Source organism: Cupriavidus sp. CuC1 (assembly GCF_044627735.1).
Taxonomy (GTDB): Bacteria; Pseudomonadota; Gammaproteobacteria; order Burkholderiales; family Burkholderiaceae; genus Cupriavidus; species Cupriavidus ulmosensis.
This window is the reverse complement of record NZ_JBIUHC010000016.1, coordinates 41,616-68,133: the sequence shown is the minus strand read 5'-3', so window position 1 is coordinate 68,133 and position 26,518 is coordinate 41,616. Positions and strand designations below refer to the sequence as shown.

The window sequence follows — 26,518 nt, the reverse complement described above, 5'->3', positions numbered from 1 at the left end:
CGGGGCATTAGTGTGACTAATGGCAATCTGGGGGTGGATATGGGTATCGGCGGCCACTTATGAGTACCTTGTTATCGTCCTCCTTGCTGAGCTGGCTGCGATGCTTCGAGGCGTCGGCGCGCCATTGCAACTTCACCCACGCGGCCACGGAACTGTGCGTGACACAGGGCGCGGTCAGCCAGCAGGTGAAGCAGCTGGAGCAGTGGCTGGACCGGCCCTTGTTCCTGCGCACACCGCGCGCACTGGTGCTGACGCCCGAAGGCGAGCGGTTGCGCTTTGTGCTGCGCGAATCCTTTCAGGCCATCGAAAGCACGCTCACCCAGCTACGCAAGCCGCGCGAAGCCGGCCCCATTGCGCTGAGCTGCGCACCATCGTTTGCCATGCGCTGGCTGACCCCGCGGCTGGGCGATTTTTTCCGTGATCACCCCGAGGTGGGGCTGCGCGTCTACGGCGAATTCCACGCGCTGGACTGCACCCGGATGGTGCGTGATGGCATCGACGCGGCCGTGCGCTTCGACCTGGGCGGCTATGACGACCTCAAGGCCCGGCTGTTCCTGGACGAATGGCTGCTGCCGGTGGCGAGCCCCGCCTTCCTGGCCGCACATCCCGGTTTGCGCACGCCCAAGGACCTGAAGGGCGCCTGGCTGCTGCACGATGTGAGCCCGTGGGACGGCGCGCAAGCGTTCGAGGAATGGCGCCACTGGCTGCAGGCGGCGGGGGTGGAGGCGGACGTGGGCGAACTGGACGCGGGGCAGCGCTTCAACCTGTCGCAGCTGGCCGTGGGCGCTGCGCTGGCCGGGCAAGGGGTCGCGATGGGGCGCTCGGCGCTGGTGCTGGAAGATATCGAGGCCGGCCGCCTGGTCGACCTGTTCGGCATCCATGCGCGCTCGCAGGCGTCTTATTTCTTCGTCTGCGCGCATGGGCAGACGCCGCATATCGCCATGGTGGAGGACTGGCTGGCGGCCGAGGGCGCGCGCTTCGACGCGGCACGGGCCAAGGTGCTCGACGTGCAGGCACGCGGCGTGAAGGCCGCCGGAAGGTGACAAACCGTTCAATCCCCGGCATAGTTTGCGGCTTTCGCGCGGTATGGCGTGGTATAGCGCGGCATAGCGTGGCTTTCGGGCATTCGCGTTACCGATGGAATTTCCTGTCCTGATCCTGGCGCTGGGCGCCATCGTGGCCGGCTTCGTGCAAGGCTTGTCCGGGTTTGCCTTCGGCATGGTGGCCATGTCCTTCTGGGTCTGGACGGTGGAGCCGCGCCTGGCCGCGACGATGGCCGTGTTCGGCTCGCTGACCGGGCAGGTGGTGGCGGCGGTGACGGTGCGGCGCAGCTTTTCGCCTCGGCAGTTGCTGCCCTTCGTGGCCGGCGGCATCCTGGGCATTCCTATTGGCGTGGCGATCCTGCCGGCGCTCAACCCCAGCGTGTTCAAGGCTTGCCTGGGCGGGCTGCTGGTCATCTGGTGCCCGCTCATGCTGATGTCCAGGCAACTGCCGCATATCCGGGCCGGCGGACGCGTGGCCGACGGCGTGATCGGTGCGGCCGGCGGCATCATGGGTGGCATCGGCGGCTTTACCGGCGTCATCCCCACGCTGTGGTGCACCCTGCGCGGGCTGCCCAGGGACGAGCAGCGCGCCATCATCCAGAACTTCAACCTGGCCACGTTGGCCGTGACCATGGCCACCTATGTCGGCACCGGCATCGTCACGCGCGACATGCTGCCCATGTTCCTGGTGGTGGGGCCGGCCATGCTGGTGCCCAGCATCCTGGGCGCGCGGCTGTACATCGGCATCAGTGACATCGCATTTCGCAGGATCGTGCTGAGCCTGCTGACCGCATCCGGCGTGGCACTGCTGTCTGCCTCGCTGCCGAAGCTGCTGGGGACGTTGCACTGATAGTCCTTAGCCTGCGCGCGGTGCGGCTCAGGTGTGAAAGGTCTCAGTCTGCGTTTCCGCCTCAGCCTGCACCGGCGCATCGACGCTGCTGCGCTCGAACTCCGCGATCACCTGCGCCCCGAGCAGCAGCAAGGTGGCGGCAATCTCCAGGCTCAGCAGCACGACGATCGCGGTGGTCAGCGACCCATACACCACGCTCACCTGCGACAGCGTGGCGAAGTACCAGACCAGCAAGTGGCGCGAGATCTCCCACAGCAGCGCGGCGCTCACCGCGCCGATCAGCGCATGGCGCAGCGACAGCCGGCCCACCGGCATCACCAGGTAGATGGAGGTCAACAGCAGGATCTCCCCCGCCAGCCCGAGCAGGTAGAGCAGGGTGCCGGAGATCCGGTCCAGCGACAGGTCATGCCCCAGCACTTCCACATGCCGCTCGCCAAACGCCTGCAGGCTGCCCGAGACCACCGTGACCAGCAACAGTCCGATGCTGAGCACGACGATATAGCAGTACGGCAGCACCGCCGACACCAGGAAGTGCCGGCGGCGTATCGCCACCCGGTGCACAAAGATCACCGACATGGCGTTCTCCAGCACCGTGAACGCCAGCGAGCTGAAAAAGATCATGCTCACCAGCAGCACCCAGCCGATCACCCCGCGGTTTGCCAGGAAGTTGGCCAGTTCGCCGACCAGCGCGCGGGATTGCCCCGGCACCAGCCACTCCAGGTAGCGCGACAAGGTGGCCAGTAGCAACTCCGGCTCGATCACATGGGACAGCGCGATCACCATCAGGATCAGCAGCGGCACGATCGACAGCAAGGCGTAGTACGCCACGGCCCCAGCCAGCAGCAAGCCCTGGTTGGCACGGAAATGCCGGAGAGTGCGCAGCACGAAGCGCCATGGGTGCCTCAGCACCAGTCGGGCGCGCGCATCGAGTATCTGCATGGCAGAGGATGGGTCAGTTCGTCATTGCAGGGACGGCGGGAGAAAGTGCGGGCCACGACGCGTTGCGGGTCGGGAAGTCCCTTTCACGGCGCATCCGTGTTCTCTCAATGTGGTGCATCGCGAGCCGCGCGGCAAGCCGTGGTTGTCCTACACAGGCTTGCGTCATTCTCCGACAGAAATGCAGGCAGGCAAGGCTATGCTTGCATGAAGCATGGCGCGCGCTGCGCGCATATGCTTCCCTCGCCGGCACCCACGCGGCACTCACACGACCATCACGCGACCATCACGACAGGAACCGCAATCCCATGGCTGATCTGAACGCCGGCCCCGCTGCGGCCAGCCAGTCGTCTGTCCCCGCGGATGCCATTGGTGGCGTCGGCGAAGGCCGAAAAGCGCCCTCAGCCAGCCAGCCGCCGGCGCCTGAAGCCGTAGCTGCGGGCGCTCCGGCGGCCCAGCCGGCCGCGGCCGCAACCGTTCCCGACCCGGGCAGGCGCGGCGAACTGGCACTGACCATCCTCGCGGTGCTCGCTTCGCTCTACACGCTGCACCTGGCTAGCGCTTTCGTGATCCCCGTGGTGCTGGCGGTGGTCGTTGCCTATATGCTCGATCCGCTGGTCACGGTGCTGTGCGGCCGCCGCATCCCGCGCGTGCTCGGCGCCTCGCTGGTGCTGCTGGCGTTGCTGGCCGGCGTGGTCTGCTGTGCCTACCTGCTGCAGGATCAGGTAGCCGGCCTGATCGACCGTTTGCCGGAAGTGGCCACCAAGCTGTCGCGCTCCGTAGGCGCCTTGCTCAGCGGAGACGACTCGATGGTGCAAAAGATCCGGCGCGCCGCCACGGTACTGAGCGGCACCGGGCAAGGGCCGCCCGTGCGCGGCTCCCGGATCGTGGTGGAGCGCGCCGGGGATTCGCTCAACAATATCCTGCTGGCCGGTTCCGTGGGCGTCTTTGCCGTCGCCGGCCAGGTGGCGGTGGTGTTGTTCCTCGCCTTCTTCATGCTGGTGTCCGGCGACATGTTCAAGCGCAAGTTTATCAAGATGGCGGGTACCACGCTGTCGCAGAAGAAGATCAGCGTGCACATGCTCGATGAAATCAACCGGCAGATCCAGCGTTACATGGTGATGCTGCTGGTCACCAACGCGATGGTTGGCTTGTTGACCTGGTTCCTGCTGAAATGGCTGCACGTGGACAACGCCGGCACCTGGGCCCTGGCCGCTGCCGCCTTGCACCTGGTGCCTTACTTCGGCGCGGTGCTCATTGCCGTTTGCATCGGCCTGGCTGCCTTCATGCAGTCGGGCGACTTTGCCCTGGCGGCAATGGCGGCAGGCGGCTCGTTGCTGGTCGCCACGCTGATCGGCGCGCTGGTGACCACCTGGATGACGGGGCGCATGGCCAAGATGAACGCCGTCGCGGTGTTCGTCGTGCTGCTGCTCTTCACCTGGCTATGGGGCACCTGGGGCGTGCTGCTGGCCATTCCCATTGCCGTGATCGCCAAAGTGGTGGCGGACCATGTGGAGGGGCTGGAAGTGCTGGCGGAGTTTCTGGGCGAGTGAGGGTGGCTCAATCCGCAGCCGCAAAACGCGTCACCACCGCCGCCACCTCGGGCGGAACCGTGTCCGCCGCGCAAGCCAGCAGATGCAGCGTCTGTCCCGTGCGCAGCGTCAATGTCGCATCTCGCTCGCCGAAGCGCAGCTTGCCTTCGGCAAACACGCGCTCCTGGCAGTCGCCCTGGCTCATTGACACAAACTGCAACGGCAGCGCTTGCCGCGGGCTATTGCCCGTGTTACCCGTATTGTCCGCGGCTACCCACAGCCACTGGTATTTACGCGAGCGCGGCGCGTCGGCGGGCAGGCCGAGGCGCTTGATTTCCAGCACCGTGCCTGCGGCTGCGGTGAAAGCGAAGAGAACCTCGTAGGCAGGCGATGCTGGCTGGGTTTGCGTCATGGCTTGCTGAATATCCGCAGGAAACAGGAGCGCGATTCTACCCGCAGCCGAGAACGCCCGCGTCGCGCACGCCATGCATATCGATAGGCGAACACCTTCATTCCATGCCCAAAGCCGCGGCGCTAACATCGCTGGCAAGCGAGCCGGCATCACAAGTGCCGGTCGCGCCTTGATAACAGCGGCCAGCTTGCGCGCCGCCGCGCATCGGCGTGGCGCGCGAAGCGCCGCAACCATGAGTGTGGAGCCTGCATGCAACGCCGTAGTCTATTCAAATCCATCACCCTGGCCGCCGCCATGATCGTGCTGCCGGCCGCGCACGCCGCTGACCAGGTGGTGCGCCTTGGCACCATGAGCGGCCCCGACGCGCAGATCTGGGAGGTTGTGCGGACCGTGGCCAAGCGCAGTGGCCTGGACGTGAAGATCATCGAATTCAACGACTATGCCCAGCCGAATGCCGCGCTGGATGCCGGGGACCTGGACGCCAACGGCTTCCAGCACCAACCTTTCCTTGACAGCCAGATCGAGGCGCGGCGCTACAAGATCGCCAATGTTGGCTTGACGTACGTGGCGCCGATGGGCTTTTACGCGAAGAAGCTCAAGTCGCTGAAAGACCTGCCGGACGGCGCCAGGGTGGGCATCCAGAACGATCCGTCCAATGGCAACCGCGCGCTGCTGTTGTTGCAGAAAGAGGGCCTGATCACGTTGCGCGATGGCGCCGGCAAGAACGGCAAGAACGCCACGCCGCTCGATATCAAGGCCAATCCCCGCAAGCTGAAGATCGTGGAACTGGACTCGGCCATCCTGCCGCGCTCGCTCGATGACCTGGCCGTGGCTTCCATCAATACCGACTACGCGGTCAAGGCGGGCCTCAGCCCGACCAAGGATGCGATTGCCACCGAAGACCTGCGCGGCCCCTATGCCAACCTGATCGCGGTGCGCACGCAGGACAAGGACAGGCCGTGGGTCAAGCCGCTGGTGGCGGCCTACCAGTCGCAGGAAGTGCGCGACTTCCTGGCCACGCAGTTCAAGGGCGCGATCCTGCCGGCGTTCTGACCGACCGCGCTTTGGAGGATAGCGCTGGCTATGCGGCCAGCGCTTCCTCGACAAACAGCAACCGGTCATTGCCCCAGAACAGTTCGTCACCGACGAAGAAGCTTGGGGCACCGAACACGCCGCGTGCTACCGCGGCCTCGGTGGCCCGCTTCAGGGCATCTTTCACCGCTGGGTCATCGATCATCCCCAGCACCTGGCGCGCGTCGAACCCGGCGGCCGTCAGCACGGCGCCAATCTCGGCGGGGTCGTTCAGGTTGCGCTGCTGTTCCCACATGGCGGCGAATATCGCTTCCACATAGCGGTGGAACGCGGCCTCGTCCTGCAACTGGAAGCCGACGGCGGCGCGCATCAGCGCCAGCGTGTTGACCGGGAAATGCGGATTCTGCTGCAGGTTTGCACCGTACCGGCGCGACCAGCGCGCGGAGTCGGTCTTCGACCAGCGGCCCTTGGCGGGGATCTCCGCGGGGCTGTGGTTGCCGGTGGCCTTGAACACGCCGCCTAACAGGATGGGCCGCCATACGATCTGCGCGCCGGTGCGCTGCGCCACGCGCGGCAATTCCTTGTAGGCCAGGTAGGAATAGGGGCTGCCGAAGTCGAAATAAAACTCCACTTGCCTGCTCATGTCGTTGTCTCCGCTTGGTATCGTGACGCGTTCTCGATGCTGCTTTTCGTTCATGCCCTGCGCGCTTACCAAGGCTCGATCCACGGACGGATGTCCAGCTCGTGCGTCCATGCGTCGCGCGGCTGCTGGTGCAGCATCCAGTAGGTATCGGCGATGTGCTCCGGATTGACGATGCCGTCGTCCTGCTTGGTGGCGTAGCGGTCGGGGAAGTTCGAGCGGATAAAGTCGGTGTCGATGGCAGCGTCCACCACCAGGTGCGCCACGTGGATATTCTTCGGCCCCAGCTCCCGCGCCATGCTCTGGGCCAGCGCGCGCAGGGCATGCTTGGCCCCCGCGAAGGCGCTCATGCCATCGCGCCCGCGCAGGCTGGCGGTAGCGCCGGTGAAGAAGATCGAGCCGTGGCCGCGCGGCAGCATCACGCGGGCGGCCTCGCGCCCCATCAGGAAGCCGCCGAAGCAGGCCATCTCCCAGACCTTGAAGTACACGCGGGATGTGGTTTCCAGCACCGAGAACCGCACATTGGCGCCGATATTGAAGATCGCTACCTCCAGCGGCGCGATCTCGCGCTCGATGCGCTCGATCAGCGCCACTGTCTCGTCCTCCTTGCGGGCATCGCAGGCAAAGCCGTAGGCCTCGCCACCCTCGGCCCGGATCTGCTCGACCAGCGGCGCGAGCTTGTCGGCACTGCGGCGCGTCACGCAGGCGATATAGCCCTCGCGAGCAAAACGGCGCGCAATGGCGCCGCCCGTGGCGTCGCCGGCACCCACCACAAGGATGGCTTTCTTGTTGGACATGGCTTGTCTCCAGTCTTGGAATGATCCGCCCGGCGTGGCCGGACGGGCTTTCTGCGCTCTTGCCCACGCTGGCCGCTTTCCTCCGGAGCCGATCCGGCGTAAGCTGAACGATCGTTTAGCAAACGAACGTTATGGTATGTATGCAGGTCGCGTCAAGCGGCATCTGCCCCAGGACAATCTCAGGAACTGCAATGCGTTATTCCGCCACTCACAAAGCTGCCACCCGCGAGCGGGTGCTGGAGGCCAGCGGCGCGCTGGTCAAGCGCGAGGGCTTTGCGTCGACGGGCGTTGACCAGCTGATGGGCGCCGCCGGCCTGACCGGCGGGGCGTTCTACAGCCATTTCGATTCCAAGCAGGCATTGCTGCGCGAGGTGATCGAGCGCGAGCTACAGCGCAGCCGGGAGCTATTGCTGCCCGACGGGCAGGGAGACGACGGCGCCTGGCTGGCAAGGATGCTGGATTGCTACCTCACCATGGGGCATGTGCGGCATCCGGAAACAGGCTGCCCGTTGCCCAGCCTGGGCGCGGAGATCGCCCGGGCCGATGCCCACACGCGCCAGGCCTGCGAGGACGGCATGGTGGCCATGCAGCGGGAGCTGGCGGTACGGCTGGGGAGCGGTGAAGCGGCCTGGGGCGTCATCTCCCAGTGCGTTGGGGCGTTGATGCTGGCGCGCACGGTGGCCAACCAGGATGTGGCCAGGGAGATACTGGCGGGGGCACGGGCGATGCTGGAGCAGGCTGGCGGTCTTGCGGGTGACTTGGGGATGTAGCGCAATGGCGTTTGCTTTAACATGCCATCTGCATGCGACGGGACATTCGGGCACATTCGGGCACATTCGGGCACATTCAGGCACATTCAGGCACATTCAGACAGGACCCCCACCGATGAGGAACGTATTCCTGATTCCCCTTGTTTCGGCATTGCTTGCCTTTGGCAGCGCAGCCCGTGCCCAGGTCGATGACCAGTCGAAGCCGCAGGCGCTGATCCAGACCGTGACGCAGCAGTTGCTGCGCGAAGTGCGCACCCGCGCGGTCGCGCCAGGCGATATCCCGCGCATTACCACGATCGTGAACAAGGACATCCTCCCGTACACCGATCTGAACCGCACCGCGCAACTCGCCATGGGCCGCTACTGGCGCACCGCAACGCCGGCACAGCAGCAGCAAGTGGTGGAGCAGTTCAAGCTGCTGCTGATCCACACCTATGCCGGCGCTATCGCGCAGCTCCGCCCGGACCAGCAGATCGAGTATCCGCCGTCTCGCATCGAGCCGTCCGACACGGACGTGGTAGTGCGCACCGTCGCCACCAATATGAAAAGCGGCCAGCCAGTGCAGATCGACTACCGGCTGCACAAAACGCCGGAAGGCTGGCGTGTGTATGACCTGAACGTGCTGGGCGCCTGGCTGGTGCAGACCTACCGGCAGCAGTTCAACGAGCGCATTCAGCAAGGCGGAGTGGAGGGGCTGATCCAGTCGCTGACTGAGCGTAATGAGCGGCTTGTGTCTGGCAAGCAGTAGAAGGCTACAACCGCGCATTGCGCGACGCGGGCACACCGCACGGCACTCGCATTGGCTAACAAGTACGCGCGCATTTTCCGCCCGCTGGCTCCCCGGACAGGGCCAAGTGGGGCGGCACAATGCGGGACTGCGTGAAATTCCCACCTGCAATCATCTCAGCGCGTTCTCATGCCGAGTTCGAGCAGGCTCCAGGCCGCGCCGATCAATGCCTCTGGACTCACGGATTCCGGCCGCATCGCATCTTTCCGCAATGCCAGGCAAAGAACCCCATCCATCATGGCCTAGAGGGCATTGGCGGTGCTTTCAGGGTTGAGGCCTGGATTGATCGGCTTGCGCGGCAAACCTCGCCCTTTTCAGGGCGGGGAAGGATAGCGCGGACGGCGTAGCCGTCCTTTGGGCCCTTAGTGTGGCGTTCGCTGCTGCTCGATGTACTGGCGGATCACGTTGATCGGTGCGCCGCCGCAGCTTCCGGCGAAGTAGATCGGCGACCAAAGCGCACCGCCCCACAGCTTACGCCGGATGCTCGGATAGTTCTTTTTGCGGATCATCCGGCTCGAAACGCCCTTCAGGCTGTTCAGCCTTCAAGGAACGTGAACAGTGCTTGGCGGGCCTCGTCATACGACGCCCCAGACTCCTGACGGCTGGAGCGAGGAAGTGCAAACGTGAGTTGACAGATTTCTTTCGGACCCACGCGAATTGACACTTTTATTGCGCTTCGAGTAGAAGGAAATGTGTCAAAACAGCGGCACTAAGGCGCATCAGACCACGGCAAGGGTGGCGACAGAATTAATACACTCTACGCCAGTCGGTTGCAGAGCAGAGTGCGAATGTCGGAGCGGGGTCGGAAGCCGTCGATGACCGCCGTCGGCCCTCGAATGGTGAGCCGATGTCAGAGTTCGGCCATGAGGCGTCGTTCGGTATCGCTGCTGCGTGGATCGAGAGCCAATAGGGCGGAGCCCTCTCACCGAATAGGGCAATCCCCTAGCCTCTTTTCGGAAAGATTCCTGATTTATACGACCATCCGCAGGACATACAGTGCTCTTGTACTGTTGGATGCCGCGCCCCTTGGACAGGGGCAGAGCACGCGCTAAGCCATTGCTGCAGCCCAGTGAAGAGAACCCCCGCTTCACCGGCAGCGCATTAGCGGGCGCGGTACTCGATCATCGAATCGCGCCGTCGAAGGATGGCAAGTGTCTCCTGCAAGAAAAGGAATGTCGGGGATGTCATGAGAACCTCAGATTGGCATTGCGCCCGCGGCCTGTGGCGGCTGTGTAGATGGATCACGACTGCGTGTATCTTCGCGAGTCATGCGCTGGCTGCCCACGCAGATGGAGGGATCACGGGCGCGGGCTCGAGCTTCTTCGATCCCCTGATGCAGAAATGGGCTGTCTCCTATCACGATAGAACCGGCCAACAGGTCATGTACCAATCTACTGGCTCAGGGGCTGGCATCGATCGGCTGAAAGCGGCCACAGTGAATTTTGGCGCCTCCGACATGCCGCTCAGACCAGACGAATTGCGCGCATCCGGACTCATACAGTTTCCGGTGGCGGCGGGCGGCCTCGTACCGGTGGTCAACCTGGATGGCATTGCCCCGGGGCAGCTTCACTTGACGGGTTCGCTGCTGGCCGACATCTACCTGGGCAAAGTCACCAAATGGGACGATCCGGCGGTCAAGGCCGTCAATCCCGGCCTCCTGCTCCCTCCCCTGAATATTGTTGTGATACATCGCGGTGATCGGTCCGGGTCGACCTTCACATGGACGAACTACCTGTCCACGGTGAGTGCGCAATGGCGGGCACAGGTGGGGAGCGGCATAAGGGTCAATTGGCCCGTCGGGGTGAGCGTCACGAGCAGCCAACTTGTCGCCGCTTACGTCAAGCGGATCAAGGGCGCAGTCGGCTACGTAGAACTGTCTTACGCCGCGCCGGCGCACCTGCCGTATGTCATCGTCCAGAATAGAAGTGGCGCGTTTGTAGCACCCTCGGCCGTGAGTTTCAAGGCTGCGGTGGAATCCATGAACTGGGGCCGTGAGAACGATTTCTATCGAATCGAGTCCGATCCGCCGGGCTACCAATCCTGGCCGATTCCCGGCGTCGTATTCATCTTGATGGAAGCCAGCTCCAAGGACAAGGCTGGCGCGGCTGCCGCGCTGGCGCTTTTCCGCTGGGCCCTCAATGAGGGCCAGAAAGAGGCCGCCGCTGAGAACTACGGCACACTGCCGACAGACTTGATAGGAACAATAGAGACGTATCTGGCCGAGAACCTGTCTAATGGGCAAGTGAACGGAGTCGCCAACCTCGCCTTGCCCGAGAGCCGTGAAAGCGTGGTTCGCGTGAACAGACCCAGACTGGAGCAGCGAGGATATTGATTCAGCGGCAGCGGCACGCATTGCCTGCTGGCGATGGTCAAATCGCAGCTCGATCAGACTGCCGGTGGCCAGGAGCGGTCGTTGGAAGCTGGCGCGAAATTTGGTAGGGAGCGGACGTTCCGGCGGCTACGCCGCGCCTGCCCCGCGCCCCGCGTGGGCCAGCGCCAGCGCCAGCCTTGCCCCTACTTCGGCGTTGTGTTTCACGAGCGCGATGTTTGTCGCCAAGCTGCGTCCACTCGTCAGCGCCTTGATGCAAGCCAGCAGGAAGGGGGTCACGGCCTTGCCGTTGATTCCTTGCGCTTTGGCCTCGGCGAGCGCCTGCTGGGTCAGCGCGTCGATCTCCTCGAACGTCATCGCTGCCGCATCCGGCACCGGAGTGCTCAATACCACGCCGCCCGCGAGGCCCAAGTCCCACTTGGTACGGATGAAGCGTGCCTGCTCCGCCGCATCGTCCAGCCTGAAGTCCGCGCGAAAGCCGCTGTCGCGCGTGTAGAACGCCGCGAAATTGTCTTGCCCGCAACTGAGCACCGGCACGCCGTGCGTTTCCAGGTATTCCAGTGTGAGCCCGATGTCCAGGATGGACTTCGCACCGGCACAGACCACCGCCACTGAGGTCTTCGCCAGTTCCTGCAGGTCGGCCGAGATGTCAAAGGTCTCCTGCGCGCCGCGGTGCACGCCGCCAATGCCGCCGGTGACGAAGACCTCAATGCCGGCCAGCGCGGCACATATCATCGTGCCAGCCACTGTCGTGGCGCCGAGCCCGCCGGCGGCCAGCACGGCCGGCAGGTCGCGGCGGCTAACCTTGTGTACCTGGTCCGAGCGGCCGAGCAGTTCCAGTTCGTCGTCCGAAAGGCCGATGCGGATTCGCCCACCGATCAGCGCGATCGTTGCGGGCTCGGCTCCCAAGTCGCGGATCAAGGCCTCCACTTCGCGCGCAGTGCGAACATTCTCCGGGTAGGGCATGCCGTGAGCGATGATGGTCGATTCCAGCGCCACGAGCGGGCGGCCAGCGGCCTGTGCAGCGGCCACAGGCGCGCTGCAGGTCAACCAGGAGTGGGCAAGGTCGGCAACCATGTCGATGCTCTCGGCGGTGTGATTCACTTGAGTGTGCAGCACAAGGCTGGTCCACGGCGCTGCTGTGCAAGCGCGGGGCGCCGTTTAAAGCGCCAATGGTGCACGAATCGCACGGCTGACTCAAGCACCCACTGAATCGCCGCAGCAAGCGCGCTTGACTTCAGTCAGCCAATACCCGCCAGCCTCCAGGCGTCGACAATCATGTTCGCGCCCAGCACCAGCAGAACAGCGCCCATGGCCCAGCGTTGGGCCAGCAGGAGTCCCGGCCGGCGGGACAGGAGCGTTGCCATGCCGCCGGAGCAGATTGCCACGGCGCCATTGACGCACGCGAATGCGACAATCAACGACGACCCGAGCACGAGCGATTGCTGGAGAACGCTGCCGTTCCGATAGTTGATGAACTGGGGCAAGACCGACAGAAAGGTCATCGCCAGCTTGGGATTCAACAGGCTGGTGGTTGCGCCCATCGCAAACAGCCGGCGCGGCCGCTCGTGGGGCAGGTCGCGGACTTCCAGCGGGGAGCGGCCACCAGGCTTGACTGCCTGCCACGCCAGGTAGAACAGATAGAGCGCGCCAACGGCGCCCAGGATGCAGCTGGCATAGGGCACGCTCAGGAAGAACGCCGTGATGCCAAACGCCGCGCCAAACATGTAGAAGAGGTATCCGAGCATGACGCCAGCGAGGGATACCAGCCCGGCCTTGCGTCCTTGTGCGATGGAACGCGACATCACGTAGACCATGTTCGGGCCCGGCGTGACGGCTAGCATTCCTCCGATCGCCAGAAATCCGTAAATCGATTCCGTACCTTGCATGCTCCGTGTTCCCCAGTGGACATTGGCTGTAGTATCCACGTGATGAATGCCCGAGTAAAACGCGTTAAACTGAAGCTTTTGTTCAGCTTTTCTGATTAATATGAAGAAGCTCGATCTGGACGTGCTGGAGATGGTGGTCGCGGTCGCCGACACCGCCTCGTTTGCTCGGGGGGCGCAGACCGTGCACCGGTCTGCATCGGCGGTGAGCATGCAGATCAAGGCGCTTGAGGAGGCGCTTGGGAAGCCGCTGTTCGTGCGAACCACCCGAAACGTGACGATTACCGCCGAGGGAAAGACGCTGCTGGACTATGCCCGCCGCATGCTTGCGATGCGGGAAGAAGCATGGGCATCGGTAGTTCGCCCGGAGATGAAGGGCCGCGTCACCATTGGCGTGCCTGACGACTACGCCTCTTCATTGCTGCCGTCCGTGCTCAGGCAGTTCGCCATGGCTCACCCGCGCGTAGAGATTCGGGTGATCGGCATGCCCAGCAGCGCGCTCGTGCCATTGCTCAAGGACAATACGCTTGACCTGGCCTGCCTCACCAAAGCCAAGGGCATTCCCGGGGAATTCATCCGGTTCGAGCCGATGGTCTGGGTGGGGGCGGCCGTGAGAAAGGTTTGGAATGAGCGCCCGCTGCCCATCGCCGTTTTCGCCCACGGCAGTACGGCGCGAGCCAATGCCATCAGCGCGCTTGCGCGCGAGAACATCAAATACCGCATGTCCTATGAAAGCCCGAGTTTATTGGGTCTTGTCAGCATGGTCGAAGCGGGGCTTGCGGTAGCTCCGCTCGCAAGATGCAGCGTACCGGGGCATCTTGTGCAGTTATCCCAGAATGACGGCTTGCCACCGCTGGCTGATCTCGAAATTGTCCTCGCCCGCAGTTCCCGGTCCGCGCGGCCGCCCTGTGACTATCTCGCTGAACGGATTCTGGTTGAGTTGAGAACCTGAACGAGCCGCATGGCGAGGCGTCCATCGACGAATGGCGAGGGTGTGAGGAAGGTCAGTCCGTGGCTGGCGTCAGCGGCGGCAGCTTGTGGGTGATGGCTCAATCGTCCGCTACCTTGCGCGAGCGCCAGCGGCCGTCGCTTTGCTTGCAGAACCAGCCGGTCCAGTTGTCTTCCTGGTCCGCCCGCGTGAGCTGTAACTTCAGTTGCCGGCAGGACTGGCCCTTGTCGGTCTTGCTGCGCAGTGGCGTCAACTGGCCTTCGATCGGCTTGCGCTTGCCTTGCGCCGGAGAGGTCCAGGACGCCATGGTGCCGTCGGTGCCGTCATTCAGCACCTTGCCCACAAGGCGTTAAATCCGAACTCAGGCCCAGCCCGAAACGCAGGTCATTCGGGCCGTAGGATTTCTCGATGACTTGATCAACCGAGAGGATGCGCTTGCCAGGTTCCTCGAGGAAACGATAGTTGACGTGCTCGAAGTCGCCGGTGCCGAACAGCCGGCGCATATCCTGGTCGAGCTCCTCCTGGTGGATTGGCTCTCCGGGCGCCGGCTTGCGAGGCCTATTCCTCCACGAGCTGCTCGAAACGCAGGGCGAGAAAGTCGATCAAGGCACGTACCGCGGGCAGCAGGCCCCGCCGCGAGGGATAGACGGCATGGATGACGCCGCCCTTGGGCCGCCATTGCGGCACCAGCATGACCAGCCGGCCCTGCTTCAACTCGTCCTCCACCACCATGCTTGGCAATGCCACCGCGCCGACCCCCGCCAGCGCGGCGAGGCGCAGGGAAAGCATGTCGTCGGTAACCAGCCGCGGGTTGTGCCGGATTTCCATGCTGGCGCCTTCCGGCCCTTGCAGTTGCCAGCCATGCATCGATTGCGGCGGGCCCCAGTCCAGCGTCGGCAGCTGCGCCACGTCGGCCGGCACCGCGGGCAGGCCGCGGTCGGCGAGCAGCGCGGGACTCGCGACCAGGCACCACGCACGGGTAGCCAGCGTGCGCATCACCAGGTCGCTGTCGCTCAAGGGCGGCACGCGCACCCGGATCGCCACGTCGATGCGCTCGGCAATCACGTCCACGCTGCGGTTGGTGGCCTCGAGATGCACGACCACCTTGGGGTAGGCGGCCATGAACTCCGCCACCATGGCGCCGATCCGCGCGTGCAGCAGGGCCACCGGGCAAGTCACACGGACGATGCCCTGGGGCTCGGAACGCGTCAGGTCGATGGCCTGCTGCGCGGCATCGGCCTCGACCAGCATGGCCTTGCAGTGCCCGTAGTAGCTCTGCCCGATCTCGGTGACGCTCAAGCGCCGCGTCGAGCGCTGGATCAGGCGAGTGCCCAGGCGCTCTTCCAGCACGCCGATACGGCGGCTCAGCTTCGACTTCGGTATGCCGAGGGCGCGGCTTGCCGGCGCGAAGCCTTGATGGTCCACCACCTGGGCGAAGTAAAAGAGGTCGTTGAGGTCGGGGTGCATCGGGTCATCGTCCTATCGATAGGACACTGAGGATAGCGCACAGCGACTACCGCCGCGCCTGTCCACGGCCTAATCTCTTCCTCACCAGGCGAAGTCAGCCCGCCATCGTTCAGGAATCCCCATGAAGCAGATCATCGGCACCTACAGCAGCCCGCATGCCCATTGGGTGGGCGACGGCTTTCCCGTACGCACGCTGTTCTCCCAGCAGAGCCTTGGCAGCCACCTGAGCCCGTTCCTGATGCTCGACCATGCGGGCCCGGCCGAGTTCGCGCCGGCCACCCGGCGGCGCGGCGTCGGCGAGCATCCCCATCGCGGCTTCGAGACCGTGACCATCGTCTACCAGGGCGAGCTGGAGCACCGCGACTCCACCGGGCAGGGTGGGCGCATCGGCCCGGGCGACGTGCAATGGATGACGGCGGCGTCCGGCATCCTGCATGAAGAGTTCCACTCGGAGGCCTTCACCCGCACCGGCGGCACGCTGGAAATGGTGCAGCTGTGGGTGAACCTGCGCGCCAGCGACAAGATGGCCGCGCCGGGCTACCAGACCATCGTGTCGTCGGATATCCCGTCGCTGCCATTGCCGGGCGGCGCAGGCGAGATGCGCGTGATCGCCGGTGAATTCCGGGGCGCCCGCGGGCCGGCCCACACCTTCACGCCGATGGATGTGTGGGACATGCAGCTGCGCAAGGGCGCGGATGTCGACCTGGATGCGCCGGCGGGCCGCATCGTGGCGCTGGTCGTGCTGCGCGGCAATGTGCGGGTCAACGGCAGCCAGGCCGCGCAAGCGGGGCAGATGGTCTTGCTCGATCGCGCCGGCACCGCGTTTTCGGTGGAGGCCACCAGCGATGCCATGGTGCTGGTGCTGCACGGCGACGCCATCGACGAACCGGTGGCGAGCTACGGGCCGTTCGTGATGAACACCGAGGAAGAAATCGCGCAGGCGCTGCAGGATTTTCGCAGCGGCCGCTTCGGGCATATCGAGGCAGCGCACGAGCGGCGCTTGCAGTGAGCGCACCTGAGGATCGGGCGGGCCGTGGGCCCGCCGCAACCAAACCGGAGAATCCATCAACATGAACGCCTTTGCCAATATCGCCAATTTCAACGGGCAGAAACCGGTGATCGATCCCGACGATGCAGCCATGCTGCTGATCGATCACCAGAGCGGCTTGTTCCAGGTGGTCAAGGACATCGACCTGCCGCAACTGCGCGCCAATGTGACCGCGCTGGCCAAGGCGGCCAGCCTGCTCAAGATGCCGGTGATCACCACCGCGTCGGTGCCGCAAGGCCCCAACGGGCCGCTGATCCCCGAGATCCACCAGGCCGCGCCGCATGCCAGGTATGTGGCCCGCAAGGGGGAGATAAATGCCTTCGATAACCCGGAATTCGCGGCCGCCGTCGAGGCCACCGGCAAGAAGACCCTGGTGATCGCCGGCACCATCACCAGCGTGTGCCTGGCGTTCCCCTCCCTGAGCGCGGTGGCTGCGGGCTACAAGGTGTTCGCCGTGGTGGACGCTTCGGGCACGGTGTCGAAGATGGCCTCCGACCTGACCATCGCGCGGCTGGTCCAGGCCGGCGTGGTGCCCATCGACACCATGGGCACGCTGTCGGAAATGCAGAAATCGTGGAACCGGCCGGATGCCCAGGAATGGGCGGAGGTCTACGCACAGGCCATGCCGCACTATCAACTGCTGATCGAAAGCTACATCAAGGCGCAGCAGGTTGCATCCGAACACGAGACGCTGGATTCGCAGCGTAGCTGAGCGTCAATCGTCGAACACCGATCCTCAAATCCTCAAGAAGGAGATTCGCATGACTACCCCATACAAGCGCCTGGACAAGAGCCAGGCCGCCGTGCTCCTGGTCGATCACCAGGCTGGCCTGCTATCGCTGGTCCGCGATATCGAACCCGATAAATTCAAGAACAACGTGCTTGCGCTGGCGGACCTGGCGAAGTATTTCAATCTGCCCACCATCCTGACCACCAGCTTCGAAGACGGCCCGAACGGACCGCTGGTGCAGGAACTGAAGCAGACCTTCCCCGATGCGCCTTATATTGCGCGGCCGGGCCAGATCAACGCCTGGGACAACGAGGACTTCACCAAGGCGGTAAAGTCCACCGGCCGCAAGCAACTGATCATCGCCGGCGTGGTGACCGAGGTGTGCGTGGCGTTCCCGGCCTTGTCCGCGATGGCCGAAGGCTACGACGTCTTTGTGGTAACCGACGCCTCGGGCACCTTCAACGAGATCACCCGCAATGCCGCGTGGACCCGCATGGCGGAAGCCGGGGCGCAGATGCTGAGCTGGTTCGGCGTGGCTTGCGAGCTGCATCGCGACTGGCGCAACGATATCGAAGGACTGGGCACGCTGTTCTCCAATCACATTCCCGACTATCGCAACCTGATGGCGAGCTACAGCACGGCGAAGGGCGCCAGGTAGCCCTGCGTGGCCGGCGCATGTGGCGCTGGCCATCCATGTTTCATGGGCTTTGCGCCTGCCATGGCGCAGTCCCGGCGGGCCGGCTTCTCCAGCCGTGCCCGCAAAGATCGCCTTGACATCCTTACTTACGATATATATCTTACGATATGTCTTTCGATAGTAGGAGTCGCGATCATGCGTCACCATCCGCTTCTGGGCAGGCTTAGCCATCACATGCTTGCCCACCTGTCTTCCCAATTTTCCTTTCCCTCTTCGTCCCACGGGGCGCGTCATGCCATTGGCCGTCACCGCCACGGCGGCGGTCCCGGCGGCTTCTTTGGCGGTGGCGGGGATGGCTTCGACGGCGACGGCGATAGCTGGCGGCGCGGCCGCAAGTTCAGCTCGGACGATCTCCAGTTGATGCTGCTGTCCCTGCTGGAGGAGAAGCCCAGCCACGGCTACGAACTGATCAAGGCACTGGAGGCCCGCACCAACGGCTTCTACAAGCCCAGCCCGGGCATGGTCTATCCCGCGCTGACCTTCCTGGAGGAAGTCGGCTACGCCACCGTGGATACCGAGGGCAACAAAAAGCGCTACCAACTGGCCGGGCCGGGCCTGGCGCACCTCGAAGCCAACCGCGAGCGGCTGGCGATGATGCTCAACAAGCTCAAGCATGTGGCGCGCAAGATGGAGTGGGTGCGGCGCGCGCTATCGGGCGAGGGGGCCGAGGCTGGCAACGAGGGTGAAGCCGAAGGCGGCTGGCTGCCCGAGTTCGTCGAGGCACGCCTGGCGCTCAAGCGGGCGCTGCTGCTGCGCACCGAGGCCACGCCGGCCGAGCAGCGGCGCATCGCCGCCATCCTTGCGCGAGCCACCGCCGAGATCAATGCCGGGCCACACCGGCAGGGCGCCTAGTGCTGAGCCGCATCCCGACACTCCATCTCCCGTATCCCATATTCCAGTCACCCAGGAAATCCATGAGTACTCGCGACCTTACCGTGCAACGTGTTCGCCATGAACTCAAGATGCGCTTGCTGCAAGTCGTGCGCACCCAGTCGGTTTCGCCGCAGTTGCTGCGCGTCACGCTGGCCGGCGACGACCTGAAGGGTTTTGTCTCCGCTTCCTTCGATGATCACGTCAAGGTGTTTTTCCCGGCGCCCGGGCTGGACAAGCCCGCGCTGCCCGAACCTGGCCCCAACGGGCCGGTGTTTCTAGAGGGCGCGCCGAAGCCCGCCGCGCGCGACTACACGCCGCGCCGCTATGACGCGGCTGCCGGCGAGCTCGATATCGAGTTCGTGCTGCATGGCGATGGTCCGGCATCCACCTGGGCCGCGCAGGCAGCGCCCGGCCAGTATCTCGGCGTGGGCGGCCCGCGCGGCTCGTTCGTGATTCCCGAGGCCTTCGACTGGCACCTGCTGGTGGGCGATGAAACCGCGCTGCCCGCGATCGCCCGCCGCATGGAGGAACTGCCGGCCGGCGTGCGCGCGCTGGTGGTGCTGGCGGTGGACAACGCCGCCGCCGAAATCCCGCTGCCCAGCCGCGCCGATGCCGATATCCGCTGGCAGCACCGCGATAGCGCGCCGGCGGGTGCAACCGCCGGCAACCTGCTTGAGCAAGCCTTGCGCGAGCTGACGCTGCCGCGCGGCGAGGGCTATGCCTGGGCCGCCGGCGAAGGCGCGGCGATCCGTGCCGTGCGCCAGTACCTGGTGGGCGAGCGCGGCATTGAGAAGGGACGTATCCGCGCCGCCAGCTACTGGAAGGCAGGCGCCGCCGCCGTGCACGAGAATATCGACGACTGACGGCCGCCGCGGCGGTTTGCCCGGAGGTTGAAGACTGGATCGGCTGGTTTTACAATGCAACCGCCTCGCCGTGGGCGCCGAAGCCGGCGCCATTGCAGCGCGCCGCATCCCGCGGCGCCGTGCCGGCGGCGAGCAGATGGAGTTGCGACATGGTTCGGCGAACCAGCCTGGAAGGCGCGGAGTGCCCCGTGGCCCGCTCGCTCGATGTGATCGGCGACTGGTGGTCGCTGTTGATCGTGCGCGACGCCTTCGACGGCCTGCGTCGCTTCGGGGAGTTCCAGCGCAGCCTTGGCCTGGCGAAGAACATCCTGGCCGATCGGCTGCGCACGCTGCTGGCGCACGGCATCCTGGAGCAGGTGCCGGCATCGGACGGCAGCGCCTACCAGGAATATGTGCTGACGCAGAAGGGGCGGGCCCTGTTCCCCGTGGTGGTGGGTTTGCGGCAATGGGGCGAGGCGTTCTTCTTCGCGCCTGGCGAACCGCATTCGGTGCTGGTGGATGGCAAGGCCGGCAAACCGGTGCGGCAGCTCGAGGTGCGCGCCGAGGATGGCCGCCTGCTCGGGCCCGGCGATGCCGTGGTGAGGAAGGTGGGCGAGGGGACGTTGAAGTAAGCGCGGCGCATGACGGCGCATGACGGCGCATGACGGCGAGATTCGCCGACGCGCGGCGCTGTGTTGCAAAAGCCGTAGACGCCGCTTGCATTCGCCGCTAAGATCTTTCCGGTTAGCCGCACCAACGGCTGGCAGCGTCGCTCGGACGGTTCCGGGCGCTTACGTTCAAGGAAAATCCATGTCAGCCTCCGCAGGCAAGCGCCGCTTCGCGCGTATCGATCGTCTTCCCCCGTACGTCTTCAATATCACCGCCGAGCTGAAAATGGCGGCGCGCCGTCGTGGCGAAGACATCATCGACATGAGCATGGGCAACCCGGACGGCGCCACGCCGCCGCACATCGTTGCCAAGCTCACCGAAGCCGCGCAGCGTCCCGATACCCACGGTTACTCCGCCTCCAAGGGCATCCCGCGCCTGCGCCGCGCCATCTCGCACTGGTATCGCGAACGCTACGACGTCGAGATCGATCCGGACACCGAGGCCATTGTCACCATCGGTTCCAAGGAAGGGCTGGCCCACCTGATGCTGGCCACGCTCGATCGCGGCGACACCGTGCTGGTGCCCGATCCGAGCTACCCCATCCATATCTACGGCGCGGTGATTGCCGGCGCCGATATCCGCTCCGTGCCCCTGGTGCCAGGCGTGGACTTCTTCGCCGAGATGGAGCGCGCCATCCGCGGCAGCTATCCCAAGCCGAAGATGATCGTGCTGGGCTTTCCGTCGAATCCCACCGCGCAATGCGTGGAGCTGGATTTCTTCGAGCGCGTGATCGCGCTGGCGCGCAAGCACGATATCTTCGTGGTGCACGACCTGGCCTATGCTGACATCGTGTTCGATGGCTGGAAGGCGCCGTCGATCATGCAGGTGGAGGGCGCCAAGGACATCGCAGTGGAGTTCTTCACGCTGTCCAAGAGCTACAACATGGCGGGCTGGCGCATCGGCTTCATGGTGGGCAACCCGGACCTGGTGGCGGCGCTCACGCGCATGAAGAGCTATCACGACTACGGCACGTTCACGCCGCTGCAGGTGGCCGCCATCGCCGCGCTGGAAGGCGACCAGCAATGCGTCAAGGAGATCGCCGCGCACTACCAGACGCGCCGCGACGTGCTGGCGCGCGGGCTGATCGAATCCGGCTGGCCGGTGGAGATTCCCAAGGCGTCGATGTATATCTGGGCGCGCATCCCAGAGCCGTATCGCGCGCTCGGCTCGCTGGAGTTTTCCAAGCAGCTGCTGGCCAAGGCCAAGACCTGCGTCTCGCCCGGCATCGGTTTTGGCGACTACGGTGACGAGTACGTGCGCTTTGCGCTGATCGAGAACGAGGCGCGTATCCGCCAGGCCGTGCGCGGCATCAAGGCGATGTTCCGCGCGGACGGAGTGGTGAAGGTGCCGGTGGACGAGCACCTGCCGCACGGCCACGCGCCGAAGCCCAAGGACTGAGCGTCTTCGGCGTCTTCGGTGTCTTCAGCCTGGCCACACGCCGGCCTCGTGCCGGCGTGCAACGATCAGGCAGTACGTCCTGATCGGCCAAGCAGTGCCAGCGGGTGGGACTCACGCGGCCATGGGCTGTCGAAGAACGACCGCACCACGGCCTCGCTGAGCTCGCTCGCATCCTTCACGCGCCAGCACGGCGCATTGTCCTTGTCGACGATCAGCGCGCGCACCCCCTCGATGAAATCGCCCTGCGTGAACGCGCGCGACACCACGCCAAGTTCCATGCGAAAGCACCCGGCAAGGTCCAGGTCGCGGCCGCGCAGCAGCAGTTCCCGCGTGACCGCCATCATCAGCGGCGAGCGCCCGCGCAGGATATCCAGCGTGCGTGCGGCCCAGTCGGCATATGCCGGGTCCGATTCCGCGGCCAGGCTGTCGAGCAAACCAGCTACGCTCGCATCTGCCCGGAAATGCCGCAGCACTGCAGGCAACACCGACTGCAGCGGCGCCTCTTGTGCGCTGGCGGCAGGCGTTGCCTGTAGCGTGGCGCGCAGGTCCGCCAGCACATCGCCTGTCCAGCTGATGTCAGCTAACGTCTGCTCGAGGTGCTCCAGGCTCGCGGCGGGCACGACGATATCTGCCAGCTTGCACAGCAGCGTATCGGCAGCGCCGAGCGTCACACCCGTCAGCCCGACGTAGAGCGCCAGTGGCAGCGGTAGCTTCGACAAGAAATGGCTCGCGCCCACATCGGGGACCAGGCCGATGCCGGTCTCCGGCATCGCCACGCGCGAGCGCTCGGTGACCACGCGCAAGTGCGCGGCCTGCGCCAGGCCCATGCCGCCGCCCATGACGATGCCGTCCATCAGCGCCACCACAGGCTTGGGGTAGCCATGCAGGCGGTAGTCGAGCTGGTACTCGTCCACGAAGAACTGGCGGTGCAGCGGCGTGCCGGCGTGGAAGCTGTCGTATAGCGCGCGGATGTCGCCGCCGGCGCAGAGCGCCTTGGGGCCCGCGCCGCGCAGCACCACCGCGGCGATGTCGTCGCGCACGGCCCAGTTGGCAAGCCGCGCATCGAGCATGCCGATCATGGGGTAGGACAAGGCGTTCAACTGGCGCGGCCGGTTGAGCGTGACCAGGCCGATGCCGTTGATCTCCTGGAAGCGCACCTCCTCTTCGGCGCTCGGCGTGGCCGCGGGGCGTTCTTGCGCGGCATCGTCCGGGTTCAGGCGCATGGCGTCTCTCCTAGGCATTGCGCCATTGCGGCGCGCGCTTCTGCAAGAAGGCGTTGACGCCCTCGCGCTGGTCCTCGCCGTCGAACAGGTCGACAAAGCGCTCGCGCTCCAGCGCCAGCGCCGGGCCGCGCGGCACGCCCTGGCGGGCCAGGTGCACCAGTTGCTTGCTGTAAGCGGCCGCCCGCGGGCTTACATTGCTGGCGCGCTCGGCCAGCCGAAGCGCGGCGTCGAGCGCGTGGCCGGCAGGCACCACCTCTTCCACCAGCCCGATGCGCAGCGCGGTGGCGGCATCGATGCGTTCATTGGCCAGGATCATGCGCTTGGCCCAGCCTTCGCCAACCAGCCAGGGCAGGGTTTGCGTGCCGCAGCCACAGGGCAGCAGGCCGACGCCGGCTTCGGGCAGTGCCATCTGCGCTTGTTCTTCGGCAATGCGCACGTCGCAGGCCAGCGCGCATTCCAAGCCGCCGCCCATCGCATAGCCGTTGATCGCCGCGATCACCAGGGGGCGTGCGTTTTGCAGCGCCTCAAAGGCCGCGCCGAAGCGCTGCGCCATCAGCCGGGCGTGAGCGCGATCGCCATCGGCAAAGCCGTTGAGGTCGGCCCCGGCGCTGAAGAAGCGGCTGCCGTCGCCGGTGATCACGATGGCGCGCACGCCCGTGTCCGCGTTCAGCGTGGCCACCAGTTGCTGCAGCTGTGCCAGCCCTTCGGCATTGAACGCATTGGCGGGCGGCCGCTTGAGGGTAAGGCGGGCGATATGCCCGTCGATGACGTGCTCGATCATGCTTTCGGCTCCTCCTGCGTCAGGTACTGGCGGATCACGCCCGAGAAGTCGAGTTGGCCGTCGCCCGCCTGGCTCACCGCCTGGTAGATCTGCTGGGCCAGCGCACCGAGAAATAGTGGTTGCCGCACGCTGCGCGCGGCATCCGTGGCCAGGCCCAGGTCCTTGAGCATCAGGTCCGCGCCAAAGCCGCCGCTGTAGCCGCGCGAGGCCGGCGCGGTCTCGATCACGCCCGGGTAGGGGTTGCAGGTGTCGGCGGCCCAGCAGCGGCCGGTGGAGGTGTTGACGATGCCGGCCAGCACGCCAGCGTCGATGCCCAGCTTGACGCCGAGCGCCATGGCTTCCGACACGCCGATCATGGAGATGCCGAGGATCAGGTTGTTGCAGATCTTGGCGACCTGGCCGGTGCCGGTGCCGCCGCAATGGACGATGTTTCTGCCCATGCCGGACAGCACTGGTTTCAGTTGTTCGAACAGGGCCTGTTCCGCGCCCACCATGAACGTCAGCGTGCCGGCCTGCGCGCCGCCGGTGCCGCCGGAGACGGGGGCGTCGGCAATCGGGTTGCCTTGCTTGCTTGCCTCGACGGCCAGCGCGCGGATGGTGGCCGGGTCGATGGTGCTGGAGTCCACCAGTGGCACGCCGGGGCGCACGCCCGCCAGGACGCCTTCCGGTCCGAGGTAGGTGGCGCGGACGTGGGCGGCGGCCGGCAGCATGGTGATGACGAAGTCGGCTTCGGCGGTGGCCTTGCGGGCGGATTGGGCTACGGCTGCGCCGTCGGCTTGCAGGGCTGATAGTGCGGTGGCGTTGAGGTCGAATACGGTGAGGGTGTGGCCTGCCTTGAGCAGGTTGCGGGCCATGGGGGCGCCCATGTTGCCGAGGCCGATGAAGGCTATGTGCATGTTGGCTCCTTACTCTTGGTTGTGTTTTTGCTGTCGCGGGTTGGCGGCTGGCACAGCGTCGAAGGCTTGACTGCAACTGCAACTGCAACTGCTTAAAGTCAACGGCAGTTTCACCCCCCCTGCGGGGCGGCGACCTACTTTCTTGTCTTGCCAAGAAAGTAGGCAAAGAAGGCGCGCCGTATGGGGCGACACCCCCTCGCCCCATACGGCCTTGGCACACCTCCACGGCTCGCTTCGCATCGCGCGTGGGTGTTTCCCGCCCCTTCGGGCGGGAAACACGGCTACCACAGTTGGTTGATCTTGCCGTTGATTGGCTCCCCTCTCCCGCCTGCGGGAGAGGGGCTGGGGGAGAGGGCGGGCGCTGGCCGAAGCCGATGCGTGCCAATCAGCGCAGGCTGATCGTCGTATTCACCCCATCATTCACCGTTGCATCGTCAAACCACCTTGCCGTGACCGTCTTCGTCTGCGTATAGAACTGCACCACCTGCTTGCCATAGGGGCCGAGGTCGCCCAGCTTGGAGCCGCGCGAGCCGGTGAAGCTGAAGTAGGGCACGGGTACCGGGATCGGGATGTTGATGCCGACCTGGCCGACGTCGATCTCGCTCTGGAACTTGCGGGCTGCCGCGCCGCTTTGCGTGAACACGCCCGTGCCGTTGCCGAAGGGGTTGCGGTTGACCAGGGCGATGGCTTCATCCAGCGTGTCGACGCCGATCACCACCAGTACCGGGCCGAAGATTTCCTGGGTGTAGATCGACATCTCGGTCGTGACATCGGCAAACACGGTCGGGCCGATGAAGTTGCCTTCGGGGTAGCCATCCACCTGCACGTTGCGGCCATCGAGCGCCAGCGTGGCGCCTTCGCGTTCGCCGGCTTCGATCAGGCCGAGCACGCGCTGTTTTGCGGCGACGGACACCACCGGGCATACGTCGGTGCCGGGCTCGTTGCCGGCGCCGACCTTGAGCGTGGCGGCCTTTTTCACCAGTTCGGGCAGCCATTCGCGCGCGGCGCCTACCAGCACCGCTACCGAGGTCGCCATGCAGCGCTGGCCGGCGGCGCCGAAGGCCGCGCCGGCCAGCGCGTTGAGCGTGTGCTCGCGGTGCGCGTCGGGCAGCACCACGGCGTGGTTCTTGGCGCCCATCATCGATTGCACACGCTTGCCGTGCGCGCCGGCGAGGTTGTAGACGTGGGTGCCCACGGCGGTGGAGCCGACGAAGGAAACCGCCTTGATGTCCGGGTGCGTGCACAACGCGTCCACCACCTCGCGCGCGCCGTGGACCACGTTGAGCACGCCGGCGGGCACGCCAGCCTCGATGGCCAGCTTGACCAGTTCCATGGTGGACAGCGGGTCTTGCTCCGATGGCTTGAGCACGAAGGTGTTACCGCACACGATCGCCATGGGAAACATCCACAGCGGGATCATGGCCGGGAAGTTGAACGGGGTGATGCCGGCGCACACGCCAATCGGTTGCTGCAGGGTGTAGGTGTCGACGGTGGCTGCCACGTTCTCGGCAAAGCCGCCTTGCTGCAGCGTGCCGATCGAGCAGGCATGCTCCACGACCTCGAGCCCGCGGAAGATATCGCCTTCGGCGTCGGCCAGGGTCTTGCCCTGCTCGGCGGTGAGGATGGCGGCGATGCGCTTGCTGTGCTCGCGGATCAGCGCCTGGTACTTGAGCATGATGCGCAGCCGCGCACCTAGCGGCGTGTGGCGCCAGGTGGCAAAGGCGCGCTGCGCCGCACCCACGGCGGCATTGACCTCGGCCGCGGTGGCCAGCGGCACCCGCGCCAGCACTTGCTGGGTGGCGGGATTGACCACGGGGCGGAATTCGCTGGCGGCGGACTCCACCCACTCGCCGTTGATCAACAGCTTGACGGTGGGTACGGCGGCATTGGGGTTCTGGGCACTCATGGGGTGGTCTCCGTCGGTTTTAGGT

Annotated in this window: 27 protein-coding genes and 2 pseudogenes; 15 read left to right on the top strand and 14 right to left on the bottom strand. The window is 65.4% G+C overall.

The window, feature by feature from the left end; translation table 11 throughout:
* Positions 1 to 59 precede the first annotated feature (59 nt).
* Entirely contained in the window at positions 60 to 1,043 is a 984-nt protein-coding gene (locus ACGLHR_RS09805; RefSeq protein ID WP_400093516.1) for a LysR substrate-binding domain-containing protein, read from the top strand.
* 94 nt (positions 1,044 to 1,137) lie between these two features.
* The gene (locus tag ACGLHR_RS09800; protein WP_318232701.1) at positions 1,138 to 1,893 is read left to right on the top strand and encodes a sulfite exporter TauE/SafE family protein; all 756 of its coding nucleotides are present in this window, start codon (positions 1,138 to 1,140) and stop codon (positions 1,891 to 1,893) included.
* A gap of 27 nt (positions 1,894 to 1,920) precedes the next feature.
* Here ACGLHR_RS09800 and ACGLHR_RS09795 read toward each other — a convergent pair whose 3' ends face one another.
* The gene (locus ACGLHR_RS09795) at positions 1,921 to 2,832 is read right to left on the bottom strand and encodes a YihY/virulence factor BrkB family protein (RefSeq protein ID WP_400093514.1); all 912 of its coding nucleotides are present in this window, start codon (positions 2,830 to 2,832) and stop codon (positions 1,921 to 1,923) included.
* Positions 2,833 to 3,137: 305 nt separating this feature from the next.
* Here ACGLHR_RS09795 and ACGLHR_RS09790 point away from each other — a divergent pair, with 305 nt between their 5' ends.
* Complete coding sequence (locus ACGLHR_RS09790; RefSeq protein WP_400093513.1) at positions 3,138 to 4,382, top strand: AI-2E family transporter; 1,245 nt, start codon at positions 3,138 to 3,140, stop codon at positions 4,380 to 4,382.
* 7 nt (positions 4,383 to 4,389) lie between these two features.
* Here ACGLHR_RS09790 and ACGLHR_RS09785 read toward each other — a convergent pair whose 3' ends face one another.
* Positions 4,390 to 4,773: a hypothetical protein gene (locus ACGLHR_RS09785; protein ID WP_400093512.1), complete on the bottom strand. Its 384-nt coding sequence runs from the start codon at positions 4,771 to 4,773 to the stop codon at positions 4,390 to 4,392.
* Positions 4,774 to 5,022: 249 nt separating this feature from the next.
* Between ACGLHR_RS09785 and ACGLHR_RS09780 the strand changes: the two genes are divergently transcribed.
* Positions 5,023 to 5,826 carry a MetQ/NlpA family ABC transporter substrate-binding protein gene (locus ACGLHR_RS09780; protein WP_400093510.1) on the top strand — a complete coding sequence of 268 codons (804 nt, stop codon included), beginning with the start codon at positions 5,023 to 5,025 and terminating at the stop codon, positions 5,824 to 5,826.
* Positions 5,827 to 5,854: 28 nt separating this feature from the next.
* Here the strand turns inward: ACGLHR_RS09780 and ACGLHR_RS09775 are convergent, their stop codons facing one another.
* Together ACGLHR_RS09775 and ACGLHR_RS09770 are read right to left on the bottom strand one after the other, a co-directional pair.
* The gene (locus ACGLHR_RS09775) at positions 5,855 to 6,448 is read right to left on the bottom strand and encodes a 2-hydroxychromene-2-carboxylate isomerase (RefSeq protein ID WP_400093508.1); all 594 of its coding nucleotides are present in this window, start codon (positions 6,446 to 6,448) and stop codon (positions 5,855 to 5,857) included.
* 65 nt (positions 6,449 to 6,513) lie between these two features.
* Positions 6,514 to 7,242 carry an SDR family oxidoreductase gene (locus ACGLHR_RS09770; RefSeq protein ID WP_318232695.1) on the bottom strand — a complete coding sequence of 243 codons (729 nt, stop codon included), beginning with the start codon at positions 7,240 to 7,242 and terminating at the stop codon, positions 6,514 to 6,516.
* Between the two features lie 191 nt (positions 7,243 to 7,433).
* Here ACGLHR_RS09770 and ACGLHR_RS09765 point away from each other — a divergent pair, with 191 nt between their 5' ends.
* Positions 7,434 to 8,012 carry a TetR/AcrR family transcriptional regulator gene (locus ACGLHR_RS09765; RefSeq protein ID WP_400093507.1) on the top strand — a complete coding sequence of 193 codons (579 nt, stop codon included), beginning with the start codon at positions 7,434 to 7,436 and terminating at the stop codon, positions 8,010 to 8,012.
* A gap of 115 nt (positions 8,013 to 8,127) precedes the next feature.
* Positions 8,128 to 8,760, top strand: a complete 633-nt coding sequence (locus ACGLHR_RS09760; protein ID WP_400093506.1) for a phospholipid-binding protein MlaC — start codon at positions 8,128 to 8,130, stop codon at positions 8,758 to 8,760.
* Positions 8,761 to 9,161: 401 nt separating this feature from the next.
* Here ACGLHR_RS09760 and ACGLHR_RS09755 read toward each other — a convergent pair.
* Positions 9,162 to 9,338 (bottom strand): annotated as a pseudogene (locus ACGLHR_RS09755) (transposase); the annotation flags it as partial.
* Positions 9,339 to 9,985: 647 nt separating this feature from the next.
* On the opposite strand from ACGLHR_RS09755, the gene pstS reads away from it, so the two are divergent.
* Positions 9,986 to 11,131 (top strand): phosphate ABC transporter substrate-binding protein PstS, encoded by a 1,146-nt coding sequence (gene pstS, locus ACGLHR_RS09750; RefSeq protein ID WP_400093505.1) that lies wholly within the window; start codon positions 9,986 to 9,988, stop codon positions 11,129 to 11,131.
* A 126-nt stretch (positions 11,132 to 11,257) separates the two neighbouring features.
* Here the strand turns inward: pstS and ACGLHR_RS09745 are convergent, their stop codons facing one another.
* Both ACGLHR_RS09745 and ACGLHR_RS09740 read right to left on the bottom strand, forming a co-directional pair.
* Complete coding sequence (locus ACGLHR_RS09745; protein WP_400093552.1) at positions 11,258 to 12,205, bottom strand: pseudouridine-5'-phosphate glycosidase; 948 nt, start codon at positions 12,203 to 12,205, stop codon at positions 11,258 to 11,260.
* A 164-nt stretch (positions 12,206 to 12,369) separates the two neighbouring features.
* Positions 12,370 to 13,017, bottom strand: coding sequence for a LysE family translocator (locus tag ACGLHR_RS09740; protein WP_400093503.1), 648 nt, complete (start codon positions 13,015 to 13,017; stop codon positions 12,370 to 12,372).
* 100 nt (positions 13,018 to 13,117) lie between these two features.
* On the opposite strand from ACGLHR_RS09740, the gene ACGLHR_RS09735 reads away from it, so the two are divergent.
* Positions 13,118 to 13,966, top strand: coding sequence for a LysR substrate-binding domain-containing protein (locus tag ACGLHR_RS09735; RefSeq protein ID WP_318232689.1), 849 nt, complete (start codon positions 13,118 to 13,120; stop codon positions 13,964 to 13,966).
* Between the two features lie 97 nt (positions 13,967 to 14,063).
* Here ACGLHR_RS09735 and ACGLHR_RS09730 read toward each other — a convergent pair whose 3' ends face one another.
* From ACGLHR_RS09730 to ACGLHR_RS09720, 3 genes and pseudogenes are all read right to left on the bottom strand, one after another.
* Positions 14,064 to 14,306: a hypothetical protein gene (locus ACGLHR_RS09730; RefSeq protein WP_400093501.1), complete on the bottom strand. Its 243-nt coding sequence runs from the start codon at positions 14,304 to 14,306 to the stop codon at positions 14,064 to 14,066.
* Positions 14,307 to 14,316: 10 nt separating this feature from the next.
* Positions 14,317 to 14,505 (bottom strand): annotated as a pseudogene (locus tag ACGLHR_RS09725) (esterase); the annotation flags it as partial.
* 16 nt (positions 14,506 to 14,521) lie between these two features.
* Positions 14,522 to 15,430 (bottom strand): LysR family transcriptional regulator, encoded by a 909-nt coding sequence (locus tag ACGLHR_RS09720; protein ID WP_400093500.1) that lies wholly within the window; start codon positions 15,428 to 15,430, stop codon positions 14,522 to 14,524.
* Between the two features lie 121 nt (positions 15,431 to 15,551).
* On the opposite strand from ACGLHR_RS09720, the gene ACGLHR_RS09715 reads away from it, so the two are divergent.
* The 7 genes from ACGLHR_RS09715 (at position 15,552) to alaC (ending at position 21,687) form a co-directional block, all read left to right on the top strand.
* Complete coding sequence (locus ACGLHR_RS09715; protein ID WP_400093499.1) at positions 15,552 to 16,439, top strand: pirin family protein; 888 nt, start codon at positions 15,552 to 15,554, stop codon at positions 16,437 to 16,439.
* A 61-nt stretch (positions 16,440 to 16,500) separates the two neighbouring features.
* On the top strand, positions 16,501 to 17,190 hold the full coding sequence (locus ACGLHR_RS09710; RefSeq protein ID WP_400093498.1) for an isochorismatase family protein: 690 nt from the start codon (positions 16,501 to 16,503) through the stop codon (positions 17,188 to 17,190).
* A gap of 49 nt (positions 17,191 to 17,239) precedes the next feature.
* Complete coding sequence (gene ycaC, locus ACGLHR_RS09705) at positions 17,240 to 17,866, top strand: isochorismate family cysteine hydrolase YcaC (protein ID WP_400093496.1); 627 nt, start codon at positions 17,240 to 17,242, stop codon at positions 17,864 to 17,866.
* 174 nt (positions 17,867 to 18,040) lie between these two features.
* Entirely contained in the window at positions 18,041 to 18,757 is a 717-nt protein-coding gene (locus ACGLHR_RS09700; RefSeq protein ID WP_400093495.1) for a PadR family transcriptional regulator, read from the top strand.
* Between the two features lie 62 nt (positions 18,758 to 18,819).
* Positions 18,820 to 19,641: a siderophore-interacting protein gene (locus ACGLHR_RS09695; protein WP_400093494.1), complete on the top strand. Its 822-nt coding sequence runs from the start codon at positions 18,820 to 18,822 to the stop codon at positions 19,639 to 19,641.
* Positions 19,642 to 19,790: 149 nt separating this feature from the next.
* The gene (locus ACGLHR_RS09690) at positions 19,791 to 20,252 is read left to right on the top strand and encodes a winged helix-turn-helix transcriptional regulator (RefSeq protein WP_400093492.1); all 462 of its coding nucleotides are present in this window, start codon (positions 19,791 to 19,793) and stop codon (positions 20,250 to 20,252) included.
* 178 nt (positions 20,253 to 20,430) lie between these two features.
* Positions 20,431 to 21,687, top strand: coding sequence for an alanine transaminase (gene alaC / locus ACGLHR_RS09685; protein WP_400093491.1), 1,257 nt, complete (start codon positions 20,431 to 20,433; stop codon positions 21,685 to 21,687).
* A gap of 65 nt (positions 21,688 to 21,752) precedes the next feature.
* Here alaC and ACGLHR_RS09680 read toward each other — a convergent pair whose 3' ends face one another.
* The 4 genes from ACGLHR_RS09680 to ACGLHR_RS09665 form a co-directional block, all read right to left on the bottom strand.
* Positions 21,753 to 22,910: an enoyl-CoA hydratase/isomerase family protein gene (locus ACGLHR_RS09680; RefSeq protein ID WP_400093490.1), complete on the bottom strand. Its 1,158-nt coding sequence runs from the start codon at positions 22,908 to 22,910 to the stop codon at positions 21,753 to 21,755.
* A gap of 10 nt (positions 22,911 to 22,920) precedes the next feature.
* Complete coding sequence (locus ACGLHR_RS09675) at positions 22,921 to 23,691, bottom strand: enoyl-CoA hydratase (RefSeq protein ID WP_318232679.1); 771 nt, start codon at positions 23,689 to 23,691, stop codon at positions 22,921 to 22,923.
* Positions 23,688 to 24,587, bottom strand: coding sequence for a 3-hydroxyisobutyrate dehydrogenase (mmsB, locus tag ACGLHR_RS09670; protein ID WP_400093489.1), 900 nt, complete (start codon positions 24,585 to 24,587; stop codon positions 23,688 to 23,690). Before mmsB ends, ACGLHR_RS09675 begins: the two co-directional genes overlap by 4 nt.
* Positions 24,588 to 24,972: 385 nt before the next feature.
* Complete coding sequence (locus tag ACGLHR_RS09665; protein ID WP_400093487.1) at positions 24,973 to 26,493, bottom strand: CoA-acylating methylmalonate-semialdehyde dehydrogenase; 1,521 nt, start codon at positions 26,491 to 26,493, stop codon at positions 24,973 to 24,975.
* Positions 26,494 to 26,518: the final 25 nt, after the last annotated feature.